The organism is Vibrio sp. 14G-20, from assembly GCF_026241515.1.
Lineage (GTDB): Bacteria > Pseudomonadota > Gammaproteobacteria > Enterobacterales > Vibrionaceae > Vibrio.
This window is the reverse complement of the sequence record NZ_JAPHPW010000012.1, coordinates 97,542-116,643: the sequence shown is the minus strand read 5'-3', so window position 1 is coordinate 116,643 and position 19,102 is coordinate 97,542. Positions and strand designations below refer to the sequence as shown.

Here is a 19,102-nt window from a genome sequence, read left to right as displayed (position 1 = left end):
GATTTCAAAGCCTAGCTGTGATTCTAGGCTTTGTTATCTTTAAGCATTGGCTTCGTTATCTTCCACTAAGTTTACATTGAGCTCCGAAGGTAACTGGCTGTTATTGGTGTATATACGATCAAATTGCTCCAATGACGCCACTTTTAGTGCAGCAAAGCGTCCCCATTTACTGGCATCTGCAACAAGCCAACTTTCACGACTATTGTTAATTATCGACTTGGATAGGTCAGCTTCAACTTGTTCATGCTCCATGGCGAAATGACTGTCTGTTACTGAACCACAACCACAAATGCCAATGTCTGCTTCAAAATCGGAAAAGAAGTGGACCACGCTGCTTCCCACCATGTCTTGGTGTTCTCGTCGGAACAAACCGCCAGCCAAATACACTTCAATTTGCTCATTTGCTTCAAGGATTCGAGCGACTTGCAGGTTGTTGGTGATCACTCGCAATGCGGGTTTTGCCAACAAATATTGAGCGATACGAGTGACGGTCGTACCAATGCCCATCATTACCGTTGAACCTTCAGGTATTGCGCCTGCAACCGCCATCGCAATACTGTCTTTTGTTTCAGACTCAACACCAGCACGGAATCGGTAGCTGGTATTAGTGAGCGTAGTGGGTAAGCTCACGCCTCCGTGTACTCTGCGTGCTAGGCCTTGCTCACACAGGTGGTTTACATCACGACGAATGGTTTGAGTGGTGACAGAAAATAACTCGGCTAAGTGGTCGATCTGTATGTCTTGATTAGCCTTAAGCGTTGCGAGTATTTCTTTCTGACGATGGTTCAGTTCCATAGAAGCTCACTAAAATTGGTTTGGTACATCGGTGATGATGTTATCGACACCAAGGTTGAAATATTTAGCCGCCAACTGAGGATCGTTCAGTGTCCATATTTTAAGAACTGTGCCTGAAGCTTTGATCGCTTTCGCCGTTTTCTCATCAAGAATTCGGTGGTCAATATGAATGCTGTAAAGATCGAGCGATTGAAGGGACTCCAGACTGAAATTGTTCCACACTTCGCAGATAAAACCACGTCTAACCTCTGGCATCATCTCTTGGCAAAGGCTTAGTGCCTCTTTTTTGAAGCTTGAGATTAACAGTTTTTCACTAGGGAAGTCCTTTTGCTTTATCAGCGCAACAACTTGGTCAACTAAAGATTTTATTGCCTTATCGTCATATATCTTGATCTCAAGATTCAGAGTAAGACCAAGTTCTAGGCACTTGTCTAGCGCTTCACTTAACGTCGGAATCGAGGTTCCTATAAACTCACTACCAAACCAACTGCCAGCGTCTAACGCCTTGAGCGCAGTGAGATCTAAGTCTGCAATATTACCAGTCCCATTAGTACAGCGGTTCACCGTTTTATCATGAAAAACCATAGGGATACCGTCGGCACTGAGTTGGGCATCAATTTCAACCCAGTCTGCACCTGCTTTCGCTGCTTGCTCAATACTGACTAACGTATTTTCTGGTGCTAAAGAAGCGGCACCGCGGTGGCCTGTAATCATAATGTATTCTCGATGTTCATTTGAAAATTTAAGGGACATTAGCTTTATTTTATTACAGATTTATTATCGATAGGCTATATCAACCCGTTTTAACTGAGAACTGGTTAAAAGAAGTCGGTTAGAGTTTACACAATAGTGAGACCTTACCCTCAATGTGTTCAAGTGGCTAAGATAAATGTTCATATGAATGTAATAATTCGCTTACATACTCTACGAAAACTTAATAACACCCTCTATATTTAGAAAAGATAGCCACGATAAGGTGATTAAAAAATGAAAAAGCTATTAGGTACAGTAATTATGGCGGCAACGTTACTTGTTGGTTGTGGTGAAGCTGACAAGGCCGGAACGGACGCTAAAGACGAGCCGATTAATATCAACATGAGCCTTGTGTTCACTCAAAACGAGCTGTTAACCCAAGAACTCATTAAAGCGACCGATAAAATACGCGAAAGAACCGAAGGTTCGGTCAATATTAAAGTTTTCCCTGGTGGTCAATTACCGGTTTACAAAGACAACTTGGAGCAAGTCGTTAACGGCGCGAACTGGATTGCCGTTGAGGATTTAACCTACCTAGGCGATTACGTACCAGACTTCGCTGCACTGGCTGGCCCAATGTTGTACAACACGTATGATGAATATTTAGCGATGATGGATACAGAATTTGTCGCGGGCTTGAAGGCTAAAGCTGAAGAGAAAGGCATTAAAGTGCTGAATGCAGACTACATGTTTGGCTTCCGTCACATGATCACCAATAAAGAGATCGTGAACTCTGAAGATATGAAAGGGATGCGTATCCGTGTTCCACAAAGCCAGTTGTTTATCAGCACGCTTTCAGCCATGGGTGCGGCTCCAGCTTCTCTGCCATTCCCAGAAACCTATGCAGGTGTTCAACAAGGCGTTGTTGACGGCCTTGAAGGTTCGATTTTGACGATGTACTCAACCAAAATCTACGAAGTAGCAAAGAACATGTCTTTGACTAAACACTTCCTAGGCACGGTTGGTATCTACATTTCACCGACTCTTTGGGACAAGTTTACGCCAGAGCAACAGCAAATCATCAATGAAGAGCTAGAAGCGGGCGCTGAATCTAACACTGCAGAGCTGGTTAAGCTTGATGTTGAATACACTCAAAAACTTGAAGAGCTAGGCGTTACCTTCAATGAAGTTAATTCGGATGAGTTCAATGAGTTGACAGCTGACGTGTACAACCAGTTCCCAACATGGAGTGAAGGTATACACGCAACGATCATGAAAGAGTTGGAAACGATTCGAGCTGCACAGTAATTGTGCGAATGTAGATTAATTCGTTAATGAAGACGGCCTGATTTCCTTCAGGCCGTTTTATTCCTGAAGTAACCGACGCGATGTTGGGTATTTCATTGGAGAAGTCTTTTGTTTTTATTGAAAAATATTGAAGAAATCCTCGCCTCTATAGCTATTTCGATTACCGTTTTAGTTGTCATTATTAACGTTGTTTTGCGTTATGGGTTTGGATTTGTTGTCCCTTGGAGCGAAGAACTCTCGGTTATTTGCTTCATATGGGCTGTCTATTTAGGCATTAGTTCCTGCTATAAACACAAGCTCCACATGGGTGTGGACGTGGTGGTCGCCATGCTGCCAGAAAAAGCAAAAATCCCGTTTAGGTTATGTGTTTCCTTCTTCCTACTGGCTCTGAATATCTTGATGGCTGTTCTGAGTTATCAATACCTGATGTTGTCTAACAAGGTAACGCCAGTGATGGGCATGTCATATTTTGCTATCAATGGCGTGTTGTTACTTTGTTTTTCATTGATGGCAATCCACACGGTTCGATTCATCGTCAGCGATATCGCTTCTCTAAAGCGCTCTTTTAAGTAGGTACGATTAATGGAAAGCTATCTTCCAATCCTTATTCTTTTTGTTCTGTTTCTATTGAATATACCCATTGCGTTTTCATTGATCGCATCGGCAATGGTGTATTTTCTCTTTATTAATGACTCGATTCCAGTCAGCTTGGTAATGCAGCGCTTTATTAGCTCGACAGAGTCATTTCCATTGTTGGCTATTCCCTTTTTTATCATGGTTGGTTCGGTGATGAATTATGCGGGGATCAGTAAAAGCTTGTTGGCGTTTGCAGACTCAATGATTGGTCATAAAACGGGTGGCCTGGCGCAGGTTAATGTGGCGCTGAGTACGTTAATGGGCGGTATTTCTGGCTCTGCGAATGCCGATGCAGCAATGCAATCGAAGATTCTTGCACCTGAAATGACCAAGCGTGGCTATGATCTGCCATTCACGGCGGCTGTAACAGCGGCATCATCAAGTATCAGCCCAGTTATTCCACCGGGTATTAACTTAATCATCTTCGCTCTGTTGGCGAATGTCTCCGTCCATCAGATGTTCATTGCGGGTTATGTACCTGCATTTTTGATGGCGTTGTCGCTGATGGTGACTATTGCGTTCATCGCTCGCAAGCGTCGTTACAAGCCTTCTCGTTCTGAGCCTGCGTTTGCCAAAGAGCGTTTTCATTACTTTCTAAAAGCGATTCCCGCTTTGCTTATTCCCTTTGGCATTATTTTGGGCATGCGTTTTGGTCTGTTTACGCCTACCGAAGCGGGTGCTATTGCCGTATTGCTTTGCGCGATTATTGGGGTTTTTGTTTATCGTCAGCTCGGCTTACGACATATCCCGCTTATCATGCGTGAAACGGTACAGGGCACCAGTAGTGTGATGTTCATTATTATCGGAGCAATGGTCTTCGGTTACTACATGACCCTAGAGCAAATCCCGCACAATGTTGCGTCTGCTTTGATAGAACTTACTGATAACAAGTTACTCTTGTTGCTGTTGATTAACGTGTTGTTGCTCGTTGTAGGGATGTTCATCGAAGGTGGCGCAGCGATGATTATCTTAACGCCGTTGCTGCTTCCGGCTGTGCTTAACCTAGGGGTAAACCCGGTTCACTTCGGCATCATCGTGATCGTTAATATTATGATTGGTGGTGTAACGCCACCGTTCGGTTCGATGATGTTTACTGTATGTTCCATCTTGAAGGTTCGTATGGTCGACTTTGTAAAAGAAGTAGTGCCTTTGCTACTCGCTTTATTGTCGGTGTTGATGTTGCTGACTTTCTCTGAAAGTTTAGTGATGTTTTTGCCGAATTTACTTTAACACTAATAAGTTAGTTTATATTTGAGGGTGTAGAAATGAATTCGGTAACGAATGATTTAGACCAAAATTGGAAAAGCATTGATTGGGTTCTGACGGATGTCGACGATACCTTAACTTGGCAAGGACAGTTGCCACCAGAAACCTTGATTGCGTTAAGCAAGCTTCGTGATTCAGGGAAAAAAGTGGTAGCGGTAACAGGCGCTTGTGCTGGTTGGTGTGATCATATTGCTCAGTTGTGGCCTGTTGATGCGGTTCTCGGTGAGAACGGCGCGTTCATTATGGAAAAGAAAAACGGCAATCTGACATTGCGTTCTGATATCCCTTTGCCAAAAGTCAGTGCTAATCAGAGTAAGCTCAAAGAACAAGTATTAGCTATTTTGAGCGATTACCCAGAGCTCAGTTTAACGCTGGATCAGTCTTACCGTTTGTGTGAGGTCGCTATCGACATCGGCCAAAACCGTCCAAAAGTCGATGATGCGATTATTGAAGAGATTGTCTCTAAGATTCACGCGTTAGGTGCACATGCCACTGCAAGCTCTATTCACATTAATGCTTGGTATGGAGAGCACTCTAAGAAAGCGACATCAACCGCTTTTCTCAAAGAGAAAGGACTATCTGAACAAGAGATAGTAGAGCGTAGTTGCTACGTCGGTGACTCGATGAACGACCAATACATGTTTGAAATCTTGCCTAACAGTGTGGGGGTGGCAAATATTCAACACTACTGGGCGCGACTTGAGCATCACCCATCAGTGGTGATGAGCAAGCCGGGCGGATACGGTTTCTCTGAGTTTGTCGACAAGTTGCTTGCATTAAAATAAATCATCGAGATTGACTTTCGATTTGATGTTCTACTTTATTGGACCTCATTGATGAGGTTCATTTCTATTAATTAATAAGTGTCTTGAAATTTTCCTAAAAATAGACTCTCCCTCTTCTCCGAGGGAGGAGTTTTCTGTCCTATTCATTACCTTTCTTAAATTTTTGTGATAAATAAATTACTAATTTATTTATGTAATCCGCCGCCTGTTTACTTATTTTATAATTCACATCAATTGCGTTCTGGTTGTTTGTTATTCTAATGTTTTAGGGTTGTAACTAAATTAATAATCATTAAAGTCAAAATTACCCACTTGCGTGGATGCTAATTGAGCAATGTTTTGATTTTTATTGAATCAACATCATAAAAACAATCAAAACTATGTGCGTTTTTTAATCTTTAAAGAGAGTTTTTCAAGACTTATCTCACGTTTATATTAAAAAATTAATTAATTTCCTATTGTTTCATAAGTGAGACAAAGTTCTTTATAAACAGAGGCTTGTATTATTAAAACTATTAACTCATCCAAAATCGATCAAATAACGATCAGGAAGGTGATGAAATTTATACATATTTAGATTAAAAATAAATCAAGATTAATAATTGAGATATTTGATTGTTTTAATTTGTATATATAAGATTGCGCCAAATTTTTTAGATATTGGTTTTAAATGTCTTTTAACAGAAATGTTTTTCACTTTCTTATCGTCATTATTTCGGTTTTTATAATTTCTGGTTGTCAGTCAACGAAACCAGAATGGTATTCAAAGCCTCAAGTTGATGACGGTGAATATATTTATTCCGTTGCTCAAGCACGAACGTTATCTCATGCTAAAAAAATCGCTGTAAACAACATTAACGAGAAACTATGGACTCAGGTCGAATCCAGTTTTTACATGCGCGATACCGTGCGAGAAACAAATGGTTCAGGCTTCTCGAACAGCTTGGTCGACAATAAAGTAAATACCAAAACAGAGTCACTGACTCTAAATGGTATTGAATACGTACAGATGGAAGAGAACGATCTCGGGGCTTTTGTTGAAGTCAAAATAAAGAAGAGTTTAGTGACTCAGCAGTTAATACGTGAAATTGAAGATATTAACCGAAAAGCCGAAAGAGAAATCGCAGCCTTAAAGCATGAAGACACACTGCTTTGGTGGCTGGATAATCGCACCGCATATCAGATGCAGCACGACGCGTCAGTACGTATTGCTATGCTCGCGCCCCTAAAGCCTAATTATCAAGCTGATGTTAGTTCAATCGAGAAACTCGTGGTTACGCACGAAGCAGTAAGTAGCCAAATCAATATTCGTCTTTCATCTGATCGAGAATCGAGCAAGGCAGTCCAGTTATTAGGCAATCAGCTCTCTGAATTTAATATTGCCACATCGACATCTAAGAAAAAGAACCAAACGCATATTCTGAAGGTAGATTCAGAACGTCGAAGAAATAAAGTAGGTGACGCATTTATTTCAACACTGGTTTCGAATATTAAAGTGGTAAACATGAATTCGAAAACAGTATCTCGCAGTGAAATTATTTCGACGGGCAATTCTGTTACTAACTACAAATATGCCGACGAAGGGGCTGCTCGCCATTTCGATGAGCAAGTAAAAGAAAAAGGGATTTGGACAGCGCTAGGTTTAATCAAATAGCAAACTCCAGATTCTAGAAAAATAAAATAAAACGAACATGTTCGGAGCGAATAAATGTTAAAGAAAACACTAGTGGCTGGTGCTGTACTTGCAACTTTATCTGGTTGTGCGTCAGTGAGTGAAGTGTGTACGCCTGATACACGCGTAGAAATTGAAGCCGCTGACATTCAGATGCCTTCTTCAGACGACACTAAAGTTGTTGTTCTGCCTGTAGACCTTGAGTTTAAGAACTCAGCATCGAAAAAGATGCAGGCGGCTATGCGAAATGCATTGGAAACACAGATTGATGCAACGGGCGCAAACCTTGTTGACCGTAAAATTGCCAACAAAGTAAAAGGCGAGATCAAACTTGCTGAACAAAGCGGCCGTCTAAGCAGTAAAGGCGTGCCAATCGCTGATTACGCAGTAATCACAGAGATCACTCGTGCTGATCTTTCAACAAAATTCAGTGAACGTGACACCTACGAGAATAAAGACGGTGAAACTAAAGAAATTCCAGCGTCATGTAGTTATGACTTTGATGTAGAGGCGATTGCAAAAGTTGTAGCTCTACCAAGCATGGAAGTAGTGAAGCGTATTAAGCTTGAAGGCGATTACTACTCATCATCAGAAACAAATAACTCTCGTTGTCCGGTTAGCGAATCAGGCTACGGTTCAATGGCGGCGAAAGCTGCAGCAGAAGCTGTAGAGCACTCTAGTGAAATAAGCAAAATGCTAGCGGCAAGTGCACCGGTAGTCGAGATGCGCCAATGTGCTGCTGGTACTCAAGTACGCATCGCTATGGGTAAGCAAAAGAAAATTAAACCGGGTACGGACATTCAATTTTCGAATGCGATGAAATCGATGGAAGGCGAGACTGAAATTTATCCAATCGGCGAAGGTTACGTAGTAAACAATGAAATAAACGCAGTCACGGATAAATACTCATGGGTTGTGATTGAAGAAGAAACATCGCTTAAGATGAAAAAGGGTACTACGGGTAAAATGATTCCAGAAACATGTGATTGGAAAGATTTTGAATGCACACTTAAAAATTCTGGAATTTAATTTATGAAAAAGCTACTTATTGCTACATCGTTAGTGACGGTTCTAGCTGGCTGTCAGAGCAATAACGCGACCGTTAAAGAAACACAAAACTTTGCGCCTTGTACTTTCCCAGACGCACCTACTGTATCTGCTCCGGGCTGGATCTGTGATGTGATTCCTACAGATATCGCTACTGCGGCTAAGGGCTACGCTAAGAAAAGTGCAGCGGGTATGAGTGTGATGCGTAAGATCGCCGTTAATGACGCGCGTGTAAACCTTGCTGCGGAATTTGAAACGGATGTGAGCAACTTGTTCCAAGCAGCGACAGAGGGCGTAACGTCAACTTCAGCTGCTGGCGGCGTAACAGTTGTAACTGAAGATGTTAAAGAGACATTCGAAAACATCACTAAGTCGGTTGTCAATAAAACACTCACTAATAGTCGTATCATCGTAAGCCAAGCAAGCCCAACGGGTGGTTTGTATGTTCTAGTCGGTATGGACCAAGCGGCTTACGACGCGAACATGAACAAAGTTATCGATGAAGTTACTGGTGAAGATTCTGCACTGTGGGATCAATTCAACAACGAAAAAGCGGCAGCGGATCTTGCTGCAGCGTTCGATGCATTGAAAAAATAACCGCGAACGGAACCGCGATTAGTATTAGTGAAAAAGGCCGCCATTTGTGTGGCCTTTTGTCTCTATACACTCTGGGAGTGAACTATGTACAAAATGATCAATAAGACTGTTTTAGCTGTCGTTATCTCAGCTGCTATCAGTTCTCAAGCATTTGCAGTATCAGAAGATCAAAAGCAGCAGCTAAACAGCGCTATTGCTAAGGCGAGCCAGTCTCAAGAAGACAAGATCAAAGAGTTTCATGCTTACGTTAGTGCCTACTTGGATGAATACGAAGCGTGGCGTGATGAATACACCAACAACCTTGATGAACGTCGAAGCGACCTTATCAAGACATGGGGTGAGGGGGAAGTTTCTTCTCAAACCAAACAGGTGGATTATTCTCAAGACGACCAAGTAAAAACGGCTGTCGATTACGAAACCAATACGGCAACAGTCTCTGTGTTGGTGGATGAAGATAGTACTCCGGAAGAGATCGAAGCACTGGTAAAAAACATCCCTGTTGAGGTTGCGGGTCAAAATGTTGAATTAGGCAAGCTTAAGGCGGAAGACCACGCCGTGCTTTACTCTTTGGAGAAAGAGCAAGAAGAGAAAAACTTCGTTATCCAGCAGACACAGAGCCAGATGAATGAGCTGGATGTGCAAGCTGAACGACTGATTTTGTCTGATACCGGCATCCCTGACTCCTTCATTTATCAGCGTGCTCATAATAAAAAAATGGCACTACTGGCTAAGGCTCAAGAGCGTATTGCGGCGCAAACCAAACTGTATGACGAAATGCGTGCAAAACATGGTATTGAAGTGAAGCGACCAGAACCTGCAGTTGAAGTGGTAAAACCCGCTGAAAAAGTCGAAGCTCCAAAAGAAGTCGCCAAGCTAGAACCTGCGCCAACAGAAAAACAGCCACCGAAAGTGGTTGAACAGGTCGTCGAGAAAACGCCACAGCCAGAAGTCGTAAAACCTAAACCTGTTGTTGAAGTTGCAGCAGATCCGGTTAAACCGAAAAAAGTCATCAGTTACAAAGTGAAGCTTCCTGAAAACAGTCTTAAGGCACGTGCGAGCAAGTACAGCACTTTAGCTGAGAAAGAGAGTAAAAACTGGGAAATTGATGCGGCGTTGATCATGGCAATCATGCACTCGGAATCCGCTTTCCGTCCGGATGCTAAATCGCACGTACCTGCGTTTGGTCTGATGCAAGTGGTACCGACCAGTGCTGGTCATGACGTGAATAAACAAGTTCGCAATATCGATGCGCCGATGAAAGTAGCAGACCTATATCAGCCGGTCATCAACGTAGAAACGGGGACGGCTTACTTAGATATCTTGAACAGTAAGTATCTTCGCAAGATCAAGAATGACGAAAGTCGTTTGTATTGTGTCATTGCGGCTTACAACACTGGTGCGGGTAATGTGGCAAGAGCGTTTAATAAAGACCGTTCTACCAGTATTAGCAAAGCTTCAAAGGTCATCAACCAGATGACACCTCAACAAGTTTATGACCATCTCGTGGTGAATCTACCGTACGACGAAACCAAAAATTACTTGAAGAAAGTAAACAGTCGTATTGCGTTATATAAGTAATAAGTCAGGTAAGTAAAACAACAAAGTACATGTCATCCGGCATGTATTTTGTCTACCAATTAAGAATTGAGAGTAACAATGTTTAAAATTTTCGCTTTAGTATTTATCTGTTTCGGCATTTATTTAGGTCTTAATTACAGCGATGAAATTGAAAGTATCATGGATACTGATGCGTTTGAGCGAGTACAAGAGAAAGCTGAAAACGGTACAGATGCGTTAATGGACAAAATCGATGAGATCAAAGGTTAAAAATGTCTGAAGAACAAAACAAGGAAATTCAAAAAGATATTCAGGAAGAGTTGCAAGAGCTTCAAGACACTCAAGAGTCTCTGTTGGAAGAGCAGAAGAAGGGCGGTATAGCTCGTACTATTGGCCTAGTGTCGGTGATTTCCATTGCTTTAGGTGGCTTTAATGACAGCTTTGATGCACTGGAGAAGATGTTTGATTTCGGCTTGTCCCAAATGACAGACATCCCATCACATAGAAAACTAGATAAAATCTATATTCGTTCATCTGCTGAGACGTTAGATCAAACATTTGGTGCACCGGTTTATATTAAACGCGCTTCAACGGATGACGTCATTAAGTATTACCAAGACGATAACTTCATTCTTTCTGCCATTACCAGAGACAATGCGATCGTCGCTTATCTTGTTTTCCCAAATGAAGGATTCGCACCGGAAACGCTAGAGCATGCGGGTGGTTCGGACTTCTTTTCTCAAACGTTTAGCTCAATCGAGAGTGTCAATGAGATCCGTGCATCGTTTGCAAGAACAGGCAACTACTACATTGAAGAGAATAATGGTGGCGAATTTGGCTACTTGTATTCATCTGTCAGTGGTGCAAGTGAGTTTATTTCACCTATGTCACAAGAAAATAGGGAGTTACTTTCTGAAGTGGTGGATGCACTGACGTTGGATGATAACATTGTTGAAAGCGTACAATCTTTGCGCACCAATGCGAAACCGAATTTTTACGGATACAGCACGTTAGGTGTAGGTGCTTTGGAAGAAGCGATCCTGTCTAATACTGAGTATCGACTAATACATAAGATTTAGAGTCTCTTACTTCTATAGCCTCTTCGGAGGCTAGTTTTCAATGAGCGATTTCGAAATGGCAAATATTGAATTTGAAGCTTTTCTAGAAAGGCTGAAAGCGAATAAAAGAGTGATTGTACAAGCTCATGATTTTCCAGACCATGATGCGATCTCTTCTGCTTATGCGCTGGCGTACCTGCTTAAAGAACAAGGCTTGAATCCGTTCATCACCTTCAAAGGACACATCGATAGAGTGTCACTACGAAATCTTATCGATTGGCTCGAAATACCAGTGTATAAACCCGAAGATCTGTGTCTAAAGCCGGACGATAAAATCATCGTGATTGATGGTTGTATTGGTGAGAAGAACATTACTGATTTTACTGGCGAGGAAGTCGGTGTTATCGACCATCATCAGGTGGAAGCGCCTGCGTCGGTTTGGTATAGCGATATTCGATCCGATTATGGTGCAACTGCCACCATTATGGTTGAGTACTATCAGTATTTCTCCGTTGATATACCTAAGCGAGTGGCCACAGCATTGCTGGTCGGTTTGAGTTTTGATACAGCCAACTTCACTCGAAGTGTAAGTGCTTCAGATCTTAAAGCGCTTGCGTATCTGCAAGCCAAAGCCGACAACGCGATCGTGAATAAGATTTGTCGAAACCAAGTTGAGTTCCATGAGTTACAACTCTTCAATGTGATGCTTTCAAGTTTGCGCCGTGAAAAAAATGCCGCATTTGCTGCTCTTCCCGAAGGTTGTCCTAAAAATATGCTCGGTGTATTAGGTGATTTTCTGCTAAGTGTTGATGAGCTTGATATCGTCGTTCTAACGGCTAGAAGTAGTGAAAAATCTTTTATTTCTCTTCGTTCTGAGTGTTCAAAAAACAATGTGGCGAAAATTGTTCGAAAGGTATTGAACGATACAGGAATTGGCTTTGGTGGCGGTCATCCTCATATGGCTGGTGGCATTATCAACCGTCAGCTTCAGCAAAATGATGAACTAGATTACCTTTATGATCTAGTTCGGCCTAACCTTGTGCTTGATGCCTAAGTCCATCCTTAAAGATATTTTCGGCCTATAAGAAGCATTAACTCAACAGGCGATAACGAAAGTTGTCGCCTTTGTTTTATCTACAGCAAGCTAAAAAAATCTATATCAGCCTTTAATGTAATGCCTTGAAGTGACTCGGTGCACAAGTTGATGAGCGCAAACCCTATCTCATCAAATTGGAATATAGGTTAATGCCGAATTTATGAGACGCTTGTTCTTAGTGTCAGTTGAATCACAAGGAAGTTGAATGCACCACTTTAATATCCGCGCGCTGGAATACCTTAATGCTTTATCGAAATACGGGTCGTTACGTAAGGCGTCGAAGATGTTGAATGTTGATCCTGCAGCAGTGAGTCGTATGCTGTCCCAACTTGAAGATCAGGTTGAGATGAAGGTGTGGGAGCGCAACAACCGCCAGTCCTATTTAACGGAAGCGGGAAACGAGTTGTTGAATCACTATCGCACCATTATAAGAGGTGAGGCTGCAGTATTAACTCAATTGACCAAGCTTAAAAATCTGACTGGTGGTAGCGTCAGTATTGCGATAGGTGAAGGGTTTATCACTAATCTAGTGTCTGAGCCGATGCAGACCTTTATGACCCGTTATCCGGACATCAACTTGTCGATAGAAATAGCCGGTGCTCTTGATGCAGTTAAAATGCTTGAAGATCAGCAGATCGATTTTGCCATCACTTACGCAGCAGCACCGCATCCAAAACTACGAACGCATGTGGAACGCAGTCACCCATTAGAACTTATCGCTCCGAAAGGGCACTTTCTAACAATGAAAGAGACATCTGTGACGCTGCAAGAAATCAAAGATGTGTCGCTGGCTTTGATTGACACTTCGACTGGCATGGGACGACTAGTGAAACAAGCCGAGCAAATGTCGCATTTCAATCTCCAACCTAAATTACAAACTAACTCGGTGACTGCGCTGACTAACTTTGTTGTTGCGGGGCTTGGCGTCACTTTTATGCCTAAGCTGACGGTTCTCGAAGAGATAGAATCAGGCCGTATAGAAGTCGTGCCGACTGAGATTGAGGTGTTATCTAAAGCGACCGTTAAGGTGCAGTCTTTGAAAGGAAGAGAGTTGAGTATTCAAGCCGAAACCTTCCTTGAGTTTTTAATGGAGAACACGTCTTTTTTACGTAGCGATGCCCACGCTATCGTTCTGTAATCCCGGGTATTTCTTTTAATTATTAAGTGATGACTTTTTATCAACGCTAACTGTATTGTTAAGTCAATGCTCGCTCAATAAAGTGTCCGAAAGTTACAAGAATGTTGCGTGACATAAAAGGCGGATGCAATGGAAGTTATCGTTATTGGCAGTGGTGTTATTGGGTTGACCAGCGCATGGTATTTGGCGAAAGAAGGCCACTCGGTCACGGTTATTGATCGTCAAGATAACAGTGGTAAAGAAACCAGCTTTGCGAATGCTGGGCAAATTTCTTACGGTTATTCTTCACCATGGGCTGCTCCTGGTATTCCGTTGAAAGCAATGAAGTGGCTCACCCAAGAGCATGCGCCACTAAAAGTGAAACCGTCACTTTCTCCCGAATTAGTTTCTTGGGCGACTAAGATGCTCGCCAACTGCAATCAAGCCAAGTACGCACAGAATAAATCGCGCATGTTGCGAGTCGCTAACTACAGCCGAGATTGTTTGACTCACCTAAGAAACAGTGAACAACTGGCTTATGAAGGTAGGCAGAAAGGGACGCTGCAAGTATTCAGAAGCGAGAAGCAACTGGACGCTATTCAGCAGGATATGAAGCTGCTAAAAGAGAGTGGAATCGAACACTCTCTGTTTGGTGTTGATCAGTGTCTGTCGGTGGAACCGGGATTAGTTGACGTGAAAGACAAGCTGGTGGGCGGCTTATACTTACCTCATGATGAAACGGGTGATTGCCACCAGTTCTGTTTAGCCTTAACTGAGAAAGCAAAGGCGCTTGGCGTTCAGTTCGTGTTTGATACTGAAGTGGTGAGTTTGAATCATCAGAACCAAACCATAAAGAGCATTACGACAACTCAAGGTGAATTCAAAGCGGACGCTTATGTGGTGGCTTCGGGAAGCTACTCTCGTGAATTGCTCAAGCAAGTGGACTTATCGATTCCTGTTTATCCAGTGAAGGGGTATTCGTTGACACTGCCGATCGTGAGTGCGGATAAGTCACCGACTTCAACGGTTATGGATGAGACCTATAAGGTAGCGATGACTCGTTTCGATGACCGAATTCGTATTGCAGGGACTGCAGAGCTTGCTGGTTTTAATTACCTGATTCCAGACAAACGCAAAGCTACGATTGATATGGTGATTAAAGACCTTTTCCCACAAGCGGGAGACTTCTCTAAGGCAGAGTACTGGACAGGGTTAAGGCCGATGACGCCAGATGGCACGCCTATCATCGGCAAGACGCCAATTAAGAATCTGTTTACCAATACTGGTCACGGAACCTTGGGTTGGACGATGGCATGTGGTTCAGGAAAGCTGTTAGCGAGTGTGGTTAGTGGTTCTGATTGCGATATAAAAACAGACGACTTGAGTATTCATCGATACATGTAGTTCATCCAAATACTTGGTCATACGAATCAGCCCATGTTTATCATTAAGCATGGGCTGATTTGGTTTGAGTGTTGCTGCTTATCTGGTGGTGGTTTCTAACACATGAGTGAAGCGATCCCAGGATTTTTGGTCGGCTTCATTTTGATAGTTATTTGAGCCAAACACAGTAAACGCATGTGGAGCGCCACTGTAGGTGATCATTTCATGTGGAACCTTGGTCGTTTCAAGTTCAGCGGCGAGGTTGCCAAAATCTTCCATTGAGATCATGGCATCAGCTGTGCCGTGGAATACGACAACTGGGGCTTTAGTCTGAGAGTAGTCTTGGCCTTTTGGTGTTGACAAACCGCCATGGAAGGTGACGTAAGCCTTCGAAGGAATGCCCGCACGAGCGGCTTCCAATACAGCGGCTCCGCCGAAACAGTATCCCATCATTACGTTGTTATCTAAGTTGCCGCCAAGTCTTTTCGCTTCCATAGCACCAGCGTTGAGTAGCGCACGCATTTTCTCTCGGTCTTTATACAGTTCGCCTGTGTGTTGTTTTTTGTCTTTCACTTCCGTCGGGCGAATGCCTTTACCAAATAGGTCTATGGCGAACACGTTGTAACCCAGTTCGTTGAGCATCTCAGAACGCTTTTTTTCGTAATCGGTTAAGCCATCCCAATCGTGTATAAGCAGTACCAAAGGCGCTTGGTCACTGGCTTCACTCCAATAACCTTCGTAATCCATCCCATCGACTTGATAAGTGACGTTTTCTCCTGAAATCGCTGAGAAGGGCAGTAAAACTGAAAACAGGCCGAGCGTAGTGAGTTTTCGCATGCGTTATTCCTTTCGATGACAATTGACGTTCCAATCGAAAGTATAGATAACGCGATGATTCTCGCCAGATTTCTGTCTCTAATTTGAAGTGTAATAGTAGAGGTGAAAAATGAAGGTGAAATATGTTAAACAACCATCACTTATGAAGTGTGATGGCTGTTTGGCGATGTTTTCAGAACACGAGAATTTAAATTGCTTGAGTTAGAAGTAAGAAGAACAATTACCAGGAAGCGTTGGTCGTGCTGCGGCACATCTTTGGATATTTACGCTGATAGCGCGGCAACATCGACTCGTTGCCTAGGATGCCGCCTTGATGGATATAGATAATGGTTTTGGCTGGGTTGTCTTCTTGCCATTGTTCTAAGCATTGCCACATCAGTGGGTCGTAGAGCAGGTCGAATTCAATATCAGTTTGTTCTTGCAGATCCAACCAAGTTTGATAGTCCTGTTGATACAGCTTACCAAAGTGGTGCTTGGTTTTTAGCGGTAAGATCTGTGGGTGATCGGTTTCGCCAAGTTCATTGAACTGCTGTGTTAAGTACTCACTGCCTCCAACACATGCACAGGTTAAAACCGGGATGTTGTGCACTTTTAAATGCTTATGCAGATACAGAGCCGTGCTTCCTGTGCCAGCTGGCAGTGCCACCGCGAAATCGTGTTTGTTTTCAAAACGAGTCCAGCTGAGTATTTCCATCGCCAGTTGCTTCACGCCGTATTCAGAAAGCTGAGAGCGTCCACCTTCTGGTAACAGAATGCATTGTGAATCTGGCTGTCTTACTTGCTCAATATACTCTTGTGGATGAAGTTTCGAGCCCATCTCTTGGGTTGAAATAACCTTAGCCCCAAGATCAATCGCGCCGCGGTAATTTCCTATAGGGCGTTCTTGTAGCCACTGAGGAAGGTGGTCAACGTAAAACTCAAGCGTCCAACCTTTGATCTTTGCAAGTGCTGCGAGTGAAAACAGAGAGTTAGCCTGCGCGGAACCATAACTTATTAGAGTGGTGGTGTTTGGGTGCTCATCTTCCAGTAGCTTCATGAACTTTCTGGCTTTGTTACCGCAAAAGTGGGAGTGAAGCTGATCGTCACGCTTTAAGAAAAAGGTGTGGTCGTTAAATTGATGCTGAGTTACAGGGCTATTATTTAGTTTCATCGCACTTAGGAAAAATGCTGACTAAATAGCCAGCATTTTTAAATCAAATAGGACCCACGAGTATCTAGTAGCGAGCGAGCTCTGTAAACCAACTAAATCAAGTTTTCGTTGGATATTGTACTTAGTACTACGAGTTTATTTACTCTGGTATGGACAAGGGAGAATCGGTTTGAAAGTCGATTCTCGCGGTGCAGCCACCACAGCTGCGATTGACCAATTCAAAGCCCCATTGGAAGCGTTGACATAAGTCCTCGACAATCAATAAACCCAATCCATGCCCATTCGGGTTGTATTGTTCCTGTAGGCCTTCGCCTTGGTCTTCAATCACAAGACTGTCTTGGGAGAGGGTGATGGTTACAGTGCCGCTATTGGTTGCTGCAATGGCATTTCTCAACAAGTTTCCGACCAGCATATTCATTATCGCGCTGGTGGCTTGAATGGTTGGTTCTGATTGAACGTGCATTGAGATTTCGACATCTTTCTCATCCGCCTGTGCGGAGTTTTTGGAGACGATAGTCTCTAACTCTTGTTGGCTAAATAGTCGCGGTGGCGCATCGTCACTATTTCTTTCATAACGTACGAGGCCTAGTAGTGCATCGACCATCTCTGACATCTGAACAATGGCGTCATCGATACGCTCAACCTGGCGAGATTGAAATTCAGTCGTTTCACTGCGAAGGAGTAACTTATTTGCCCCGCGAGCAACAGTCAGCGGTGTTCTCAATTCATGGCTTGAATAGCGAGCAAAGGCTTGTTCACGCTTGAGTAGTGAATTGATTTCTCTTCGATATTGATTAAGCTGATCGGTCAGTTGGCGAAACTCTACCGCCGCATCATCACTCACACCAAACTCTTCGTTGAGGTTGAGTTTGTTAGACTCAAGTTGTTCAGATAAAGCGTTAAAGGGTTCAATCAGTCGTTTGGACAATCGATAAAGTAAAGCACCAAAGCTAAAAATTAGAATAGAAAGTAACGTCAGTACAAAGGTGGTTGCATAAACCAGTTCGTAAATCTCAAACTCGACGCGGTCGATTTCAGAAAGCAGGATGATTGGGTAGGTTTCACCTTCATCAGAATACTCACCTACATACACCATTCGTGATTCAGGTTCTTCACCAACCTCACCGATGAAGCTTCTTTTGCCTTTAATGTAGTTTAAGTATTTGGCAGGTATCAACGCTGGGTCATTGTAGGCGATTGTAAGATCATCAATTCTTAACTCACCGCTTTCGCCTGCTTGGAATAAACCAACCGCATGGTTACGGTCAATCAGGATGCGTCTTTCACCGACGCGATCTTCTGACATGTAGAGTGCAGCAACAAAAACTAAATAGACAAAGGCCGATACAATCACGGCCATTAGCCCAAAGAAAACAGCTAAGCGGCCGGTCAGGGTTTTAGTGCTCGTGAGAACATTTAAAATCAATTTGATGACTCCAGACGGAATCCAACTTTAGGGACGGTAATCAACATCTGAGTGTCAAAAGGTTTGTCGAGTTGGTTTCGTAATTGATAGATGTGACTGCGCAACACATCATTGTTGGGTTCGTCTTCTTCCCAGAGTTTGTAGGAGATATCTTCGCGAGTAACCACTTCAGGTGCTTTTTGGCACAACATCTCAAGGATGGTGTAAGTGGTTGGGTTGAGTGCGAGCGGCTTATCTTGGCGGTAAGCTTTACGCGTTTTTTGGTCGATGGTGAGTTCGTCAAACTGCAATTTAGAGGACGCAACTTTTCCGCGGTAACGACGAACTAGTGCGTTCATTCTTGCTTCTAAAATATCCAAATCGAAAGGCTTGGTCAGGTAATCATCGGCACCGTGTTTAAACCCTTTTAACATGTCTTCACGGCTATCCAATGCGGTAAGCATCAGTATTGGAGTTGTATTGCCTTGATCTCTTAGCTTGTTACAAACCGTTAGGCCGTCCATTCTAGGAAGCATCAGATCTAATATGATGATATCAAAAGAGCTATCCATCGCGAGTTGCAAGCCAAGCTCACCGTTGTCCGCGTAATCGAGTTCCATGCCAATACACTCAAAATAATCAAACAATACGCCTGCAATTTCGCGGTTATCTTCGACTAATAGAACTCGTTTCATTTTGA

The 19,102-nt window shown here is 43.1% G+C and carries 19 protein-coding genes; 13 read left to right on the top strand and 6 right to left on the bottom strand.

What is annotated here, in order from left to right; genetic code table 11:
- Window positions 1-39: 39 nt before the first annotated feature.
- Both OQJ75_RS13050 and OQJ75_RS13045 read right to left on the bottom strand, forming a co-directional pair.
- Window positions 40-795: a DeoR/GlpR family DNA-binding transcription regulator gene (locus OQJ75_RS13050; RefSeq protein WP_265973773.1), complete on the bottom strand. Its 756-nt coding sequence runs from the start codon at window positions 793-795 to the stop codon at window positions 40-42.
- Between the two features lie 9 nt (window positions 796-804).
- Window positions 805-1,509, bottom strand: coding sequence for a glycerophosphodiester phosphodiesterase family protein (locus OQJ75_RS13045; protein ID WP_265973772.1), 705 nt, complete (start codon window positions 1,507-1,509; stop codon window positions 805-807).
- Window positions 1,510-1,782: 273 nt separating this feature from the next.
- On the opposite strand from OQJ75_RS13045, the gene OQJ75_RS13040 reads away from it, so the two are divergent.
- The 13 genes from OQJ75_RS13040 to OQJ75_RS12980 all read left to right on the top strand — a co-directional run bounded on the left by OQJ75_RS13040 (window position 1,783) and on the right by OQJ75_RS12980 (window position 15,031).
- Window positions 1,783-2,796, top strand: coding sequence for a C4-dicarboxylate TRAP transporter substrate-binding protein (locus OQJ75_RS13040; protein ID WP_265973771.1), 1,014 nt, complete (start codon window positions 1,783-1,785; stop codon window positions 2,794-2,796).
- A gap of 108 nt (window positions 2,797-2,904) precedes the next feature.
- A complete protein-coding gene (locus OQJ75_RS13035) occupies window positions 2,905-3,369 on the top strand; it encodes a TRAP transporter small permease (protein ID WP_102434792.1) in 465 nt (154 codons plus the stop codon).
- A 9-nt stretch (window positions 3,370-3,378) separates the two neighbouring features.
- Complete coding sequence (locus OQJ75_RS13030; protein WP_265973770.1) at window positions 3,379-4,662, top strand: TRAP transporter large permease; 1,284 nt, start codon at window positions 3,379-3,381, stop codon at window positions 4,660-4,662.
- A gap of 35 nt (window positions 4,663-4,697) precedes the next feature.
- The gene (locus tag OQJ75_RS13025; RefSeq protein WP_265973769.1) at window positions 4,698-5,483 is read left to right on the top strand and encodes an HAD-IIB family hydrolase; all 786 of its coding nucleotides are present in this window, start codon (window positions 4,698-4,700) and stop codon (window positions 5,481-5,483) included.
- A gap of 670 nt (window positions 5,484-6,153) precedes the next feature.
- Window positions 6,154-7,137, top strand: coding sequence for a hypothetical protein (locus OQJ75_RS13020; protein WP_265973768.1), 984 nt, complete (start codon window positions 6,154-6,156; stop codon window positions 7,135-7,137).
- A 54-nt stretch (window positions 7,138-7,191) separates the two neighbouring features.
- The gene (locus OQJ75_RS13015) at window positions 7,192-8,184 is read left to right on the top strand and encodes a hypothetical protein (protein WP_265973767.1); all 993 of its coding nucleotides are present in this window, start codon (window positions 7,192-7,194) and stop codon (window positions 8,182-8,184) included.
- A gap of 3 nt (window positions 8,185-8,187) precedes the next feature.
- The gene (locus OQJ75_RS13010; RefSeq protein ID WP_265973766.1) at window positions 8,188-8,799 is read left to right on the top strand and encodes a lipoprotein; all 612 of its coding nucleotides are present in this window, start codon (window positions 8,188-8,190) and stop codon (window positions 8,797-8,799) included.
- 84 nt (window positions 8,800-8,883) lie between these two features.
- Entirely contained in the window at window positions 8,884-10,377 is a 1,494-nt protein-coding gene (locus OQJ75_RS13005) for a transglycosylase SLT domain-containing protein (RefSeq protein ID WP_265973765.1), read from the top strand.
- A gap of 78 nt (window positions 10,378-10,455) precedes the next feature.
- A complete protein-coding gene (locus OQJ75_RS13000; protein ID WP_265973764.1) occupies window positions 10,456-10,626 on the top strand; it encodes a hypothetical protein in 171 nt (56 codons plus the stop codon).
- A 2-nt stretch (window positions 10,627-10,628) separates the two neighbouring features.
- Window positions 10,629-11,435 carry an ETEC_3214 domain-containing protein gene (locus OQJ75_RS12995; RefSeq protein ID WP_265973763.1) on the top strand — a complete coding sequence of 269 codons (807 nt, stop codon included), beginning with the start codon at window positions 10,629-10,631 and terminating at the stop codon, window positions 11,433-11,435.
- A gap of 55 nt (window positions 11,436-11,490) precedes the next feature.
- Entirely contained in the window at window positions 11,491-12,468 is a 978-nt protein-coding gene (locus tag OQJ75_RS12990; protein WP_265973785.1) for a DHH family phosphoesterase, read from the top strand.
- A 247-nt stretch (window positions 12,469-12,715) separates the two neighbouring features.
- The gene (locus OQJ75_RS12985) at window positions 12,716-13,648 is read left to right on the top strand and encodes a LysR family transcriptional regulator (protein WP_265973762.1); all 933 of its coding nucleotides are present in this window, start codon (window positions 12,716-12,718) and stop codon (window positions 13,646-13,648) included.
- A 129-nt stretch (window positions 13,649-13,777) separates the two neighbouring features.
- A complete protein-coding gene (locus tag OQJ75_RS12980; protein ID WP_265973761.1) occupies window positions 13,778-15,031 on the top strand; it encodes a D-amino acid dehydrogenase in 1,254 nt (417 codons plus the stop codon).
- Between the two features lie 78 nt (window positions 15,032-15,109).
- Here OQJ75_RS12980 and OQJ75_RS12975 read toward each other — a convergent pair whose 3' ends face one another.
- The 4 genes from OQJ75_RS12975 to OQJ75_RS12960 form a co-directional block, all read right to left on the bottom strand.
- Window positions 15,110-15,847, bottom strand: coding sequence for a dienelactone hydrolase family protein (locus OQJ75_RS12975; protein WP_265973760.1), 738 nt, complete (start codon window positions 15,845-15,847; stop codon window positions 15,110-15,112).
- 220 nt (window positions 15,848-16,067) lie between these two features.
- Window positions 16,068-16,997 (bottom strand): pyridoxal-phosphate dependent enzyme, encoded by a 930-nt coding sequence (locus OQJ75_RS12970; RefSeq protein WP_248389963.1) that lies wholly within the window; start codon window positions 16,995-16,997, stop codon window positions 16,068-16,070.
- Between the two features lie 139 nt (window positions 16,998-17,136).
- Entirely contained in the window at window positions 17,137-18,423 is a 1,287-nt protein-coding gene (locus OQJ75_RS12965; protein ID WP_265973759.1) for a sensor histidine kinase, read from the bottom strand.
- A complete protein-coding gene (locus OQJ75_RS12960) occupies window positions 18,420-19,097 on the bottom strand; it encodes a response regulator transcription factor (protein WP_265973758.1) in 678 nt (225 codons plus the stop codon). Before OQJ75_RS12960 ends, OQJ75_RS12965 begins: the two co-directional genes overlap by 4 nt.
- Between the last annotated feature and the right edge of the window lie 5 nt (window positions 19,098-19,102).

Excerpts from the sequence above, each read along its gene's own strand:
- OQJ75_RS13030 (WP_265973770.1), top strand. The coding sequence starts at position 3,379 with ATGGAAAGCTATCTTCCAATCCTTATTCTTTTTGTTCTGTTTCTATTG.
- OQJ75_RS13050 (WP_265973773.1), bottom strand. The coding sequence starts at position 795 with ATGGAACTGAACCATCGTCAGAAAGAAATACTCGCAACGCTTAAGGCT.
- OQJ75_RS12975 (WP_265973760.1), bottom strand. The coding sequence starts at position 15,847 with ATGCGAAAACTCACTACGCTCGGCCTGTTTTCAGTTTTACTGCCCTTC.
- OQJ75_RS13020 (WP_265973768.1), top strand. The coding sequence starts at position 6,154 with ATGTCTTTTAACAGAAATGTTTTTCACTTTCTTATCGTCATTATTTCG.
- OQJ75_RS13015 (WP_265973767.1), top strand. The coding sequence starts at position 7,192 with ATGTTAAAGAAAACACTAGTGGCTGGTGCTGTACTTGCAACTTTATCT.
- OQJ75_RS12960 (WP_265973758.1), bottom strand. The coding sequence starts at position 19,097 with ATGAAACGAGTTCTATTAGTCGAAGATAACCGCGAAATTGCAGGCGTA.
- OQJ75_RS13040 (WP_265973771.1), top strand. The coding sequence starts at position 1,783 with ATGAAAAAGCTATTAGGTACAGTAATTATGGCGGCAACGTTACTTGTT.
- OQJ75_RS13005 (WP_265973765.1), top strand. The coding sequence starts at position 8,884 with ATGTACAAAATGATCAATAAGACTGTTTTAGCTGTCGTTATCTCAGCT.
- OQJ75_RS13045 (WP_265973772.1), bottom strand. The coding sequence starts at position 1,509 with ATGATTACAGGCCACCGCGGTGCCGCTTCTTTAGCACCAGAAAATACG.
- OQJ75_RS12985 (WP_265973762.1), top strand. The coding sequence starts at position 12,716 with ATGCACCACTTTAATATCCGCGCGCTGGAATACCTTAATGCTTTATCG.
- OQJ75_RS13010 (WP_265973766.1), top strand. The coding sequence starts at position 8,188 with ATGAAAAAGCTACTTATTGCTACATCGTTAGTGACGGTTCTAGCTGGC.
- OQJ75_RS13000 (WP_265973764.1), top strand. The coding sequence starts at position 10,456 with ATGTTTAAAATTTTCGCTTTAGTATTTATCTGTTTCGGCATTTATTTA.
- OQJ75_RS12995 (WP_265973763.1), top strand. The coding sequence starts at position 10,629 with ATGTCTGAAGAACAAAACAAGGAAATTCAAAAAGATATTCAGGAAGAG.
- OQJ75_RS13025 (WP_265973769.1), top strand. The coding sequence starts at position 4,698 with ATGAATTCGGTAACGAATGATTTAGACCAAAATTGGAAAAGCATTGAT.
- OQJ75_RS12970 (WP_248389963.1), bottom strand. The coding sequence starts at position 16,997 with ATGAAACTAAATAATAGCCCTGTAACTCAGCATCAATTTAACGACCAC.
- OQJ75_RS12980 (WP_265973761.1), top strand. The coding sequence starts at position 13,778 with ATGGAAGTTATCGTTATTGGCAGTGGTGTTATTGGGTTGACCAGCGCA.
- OQJ75_RS12990 (WP_265973785.1), top strand. The coding sequence starts at position 11,491 with ATGGCAAATATTGAATTTGAAGCTTTTCTAGAAAGGCTGAAAGCGAAT.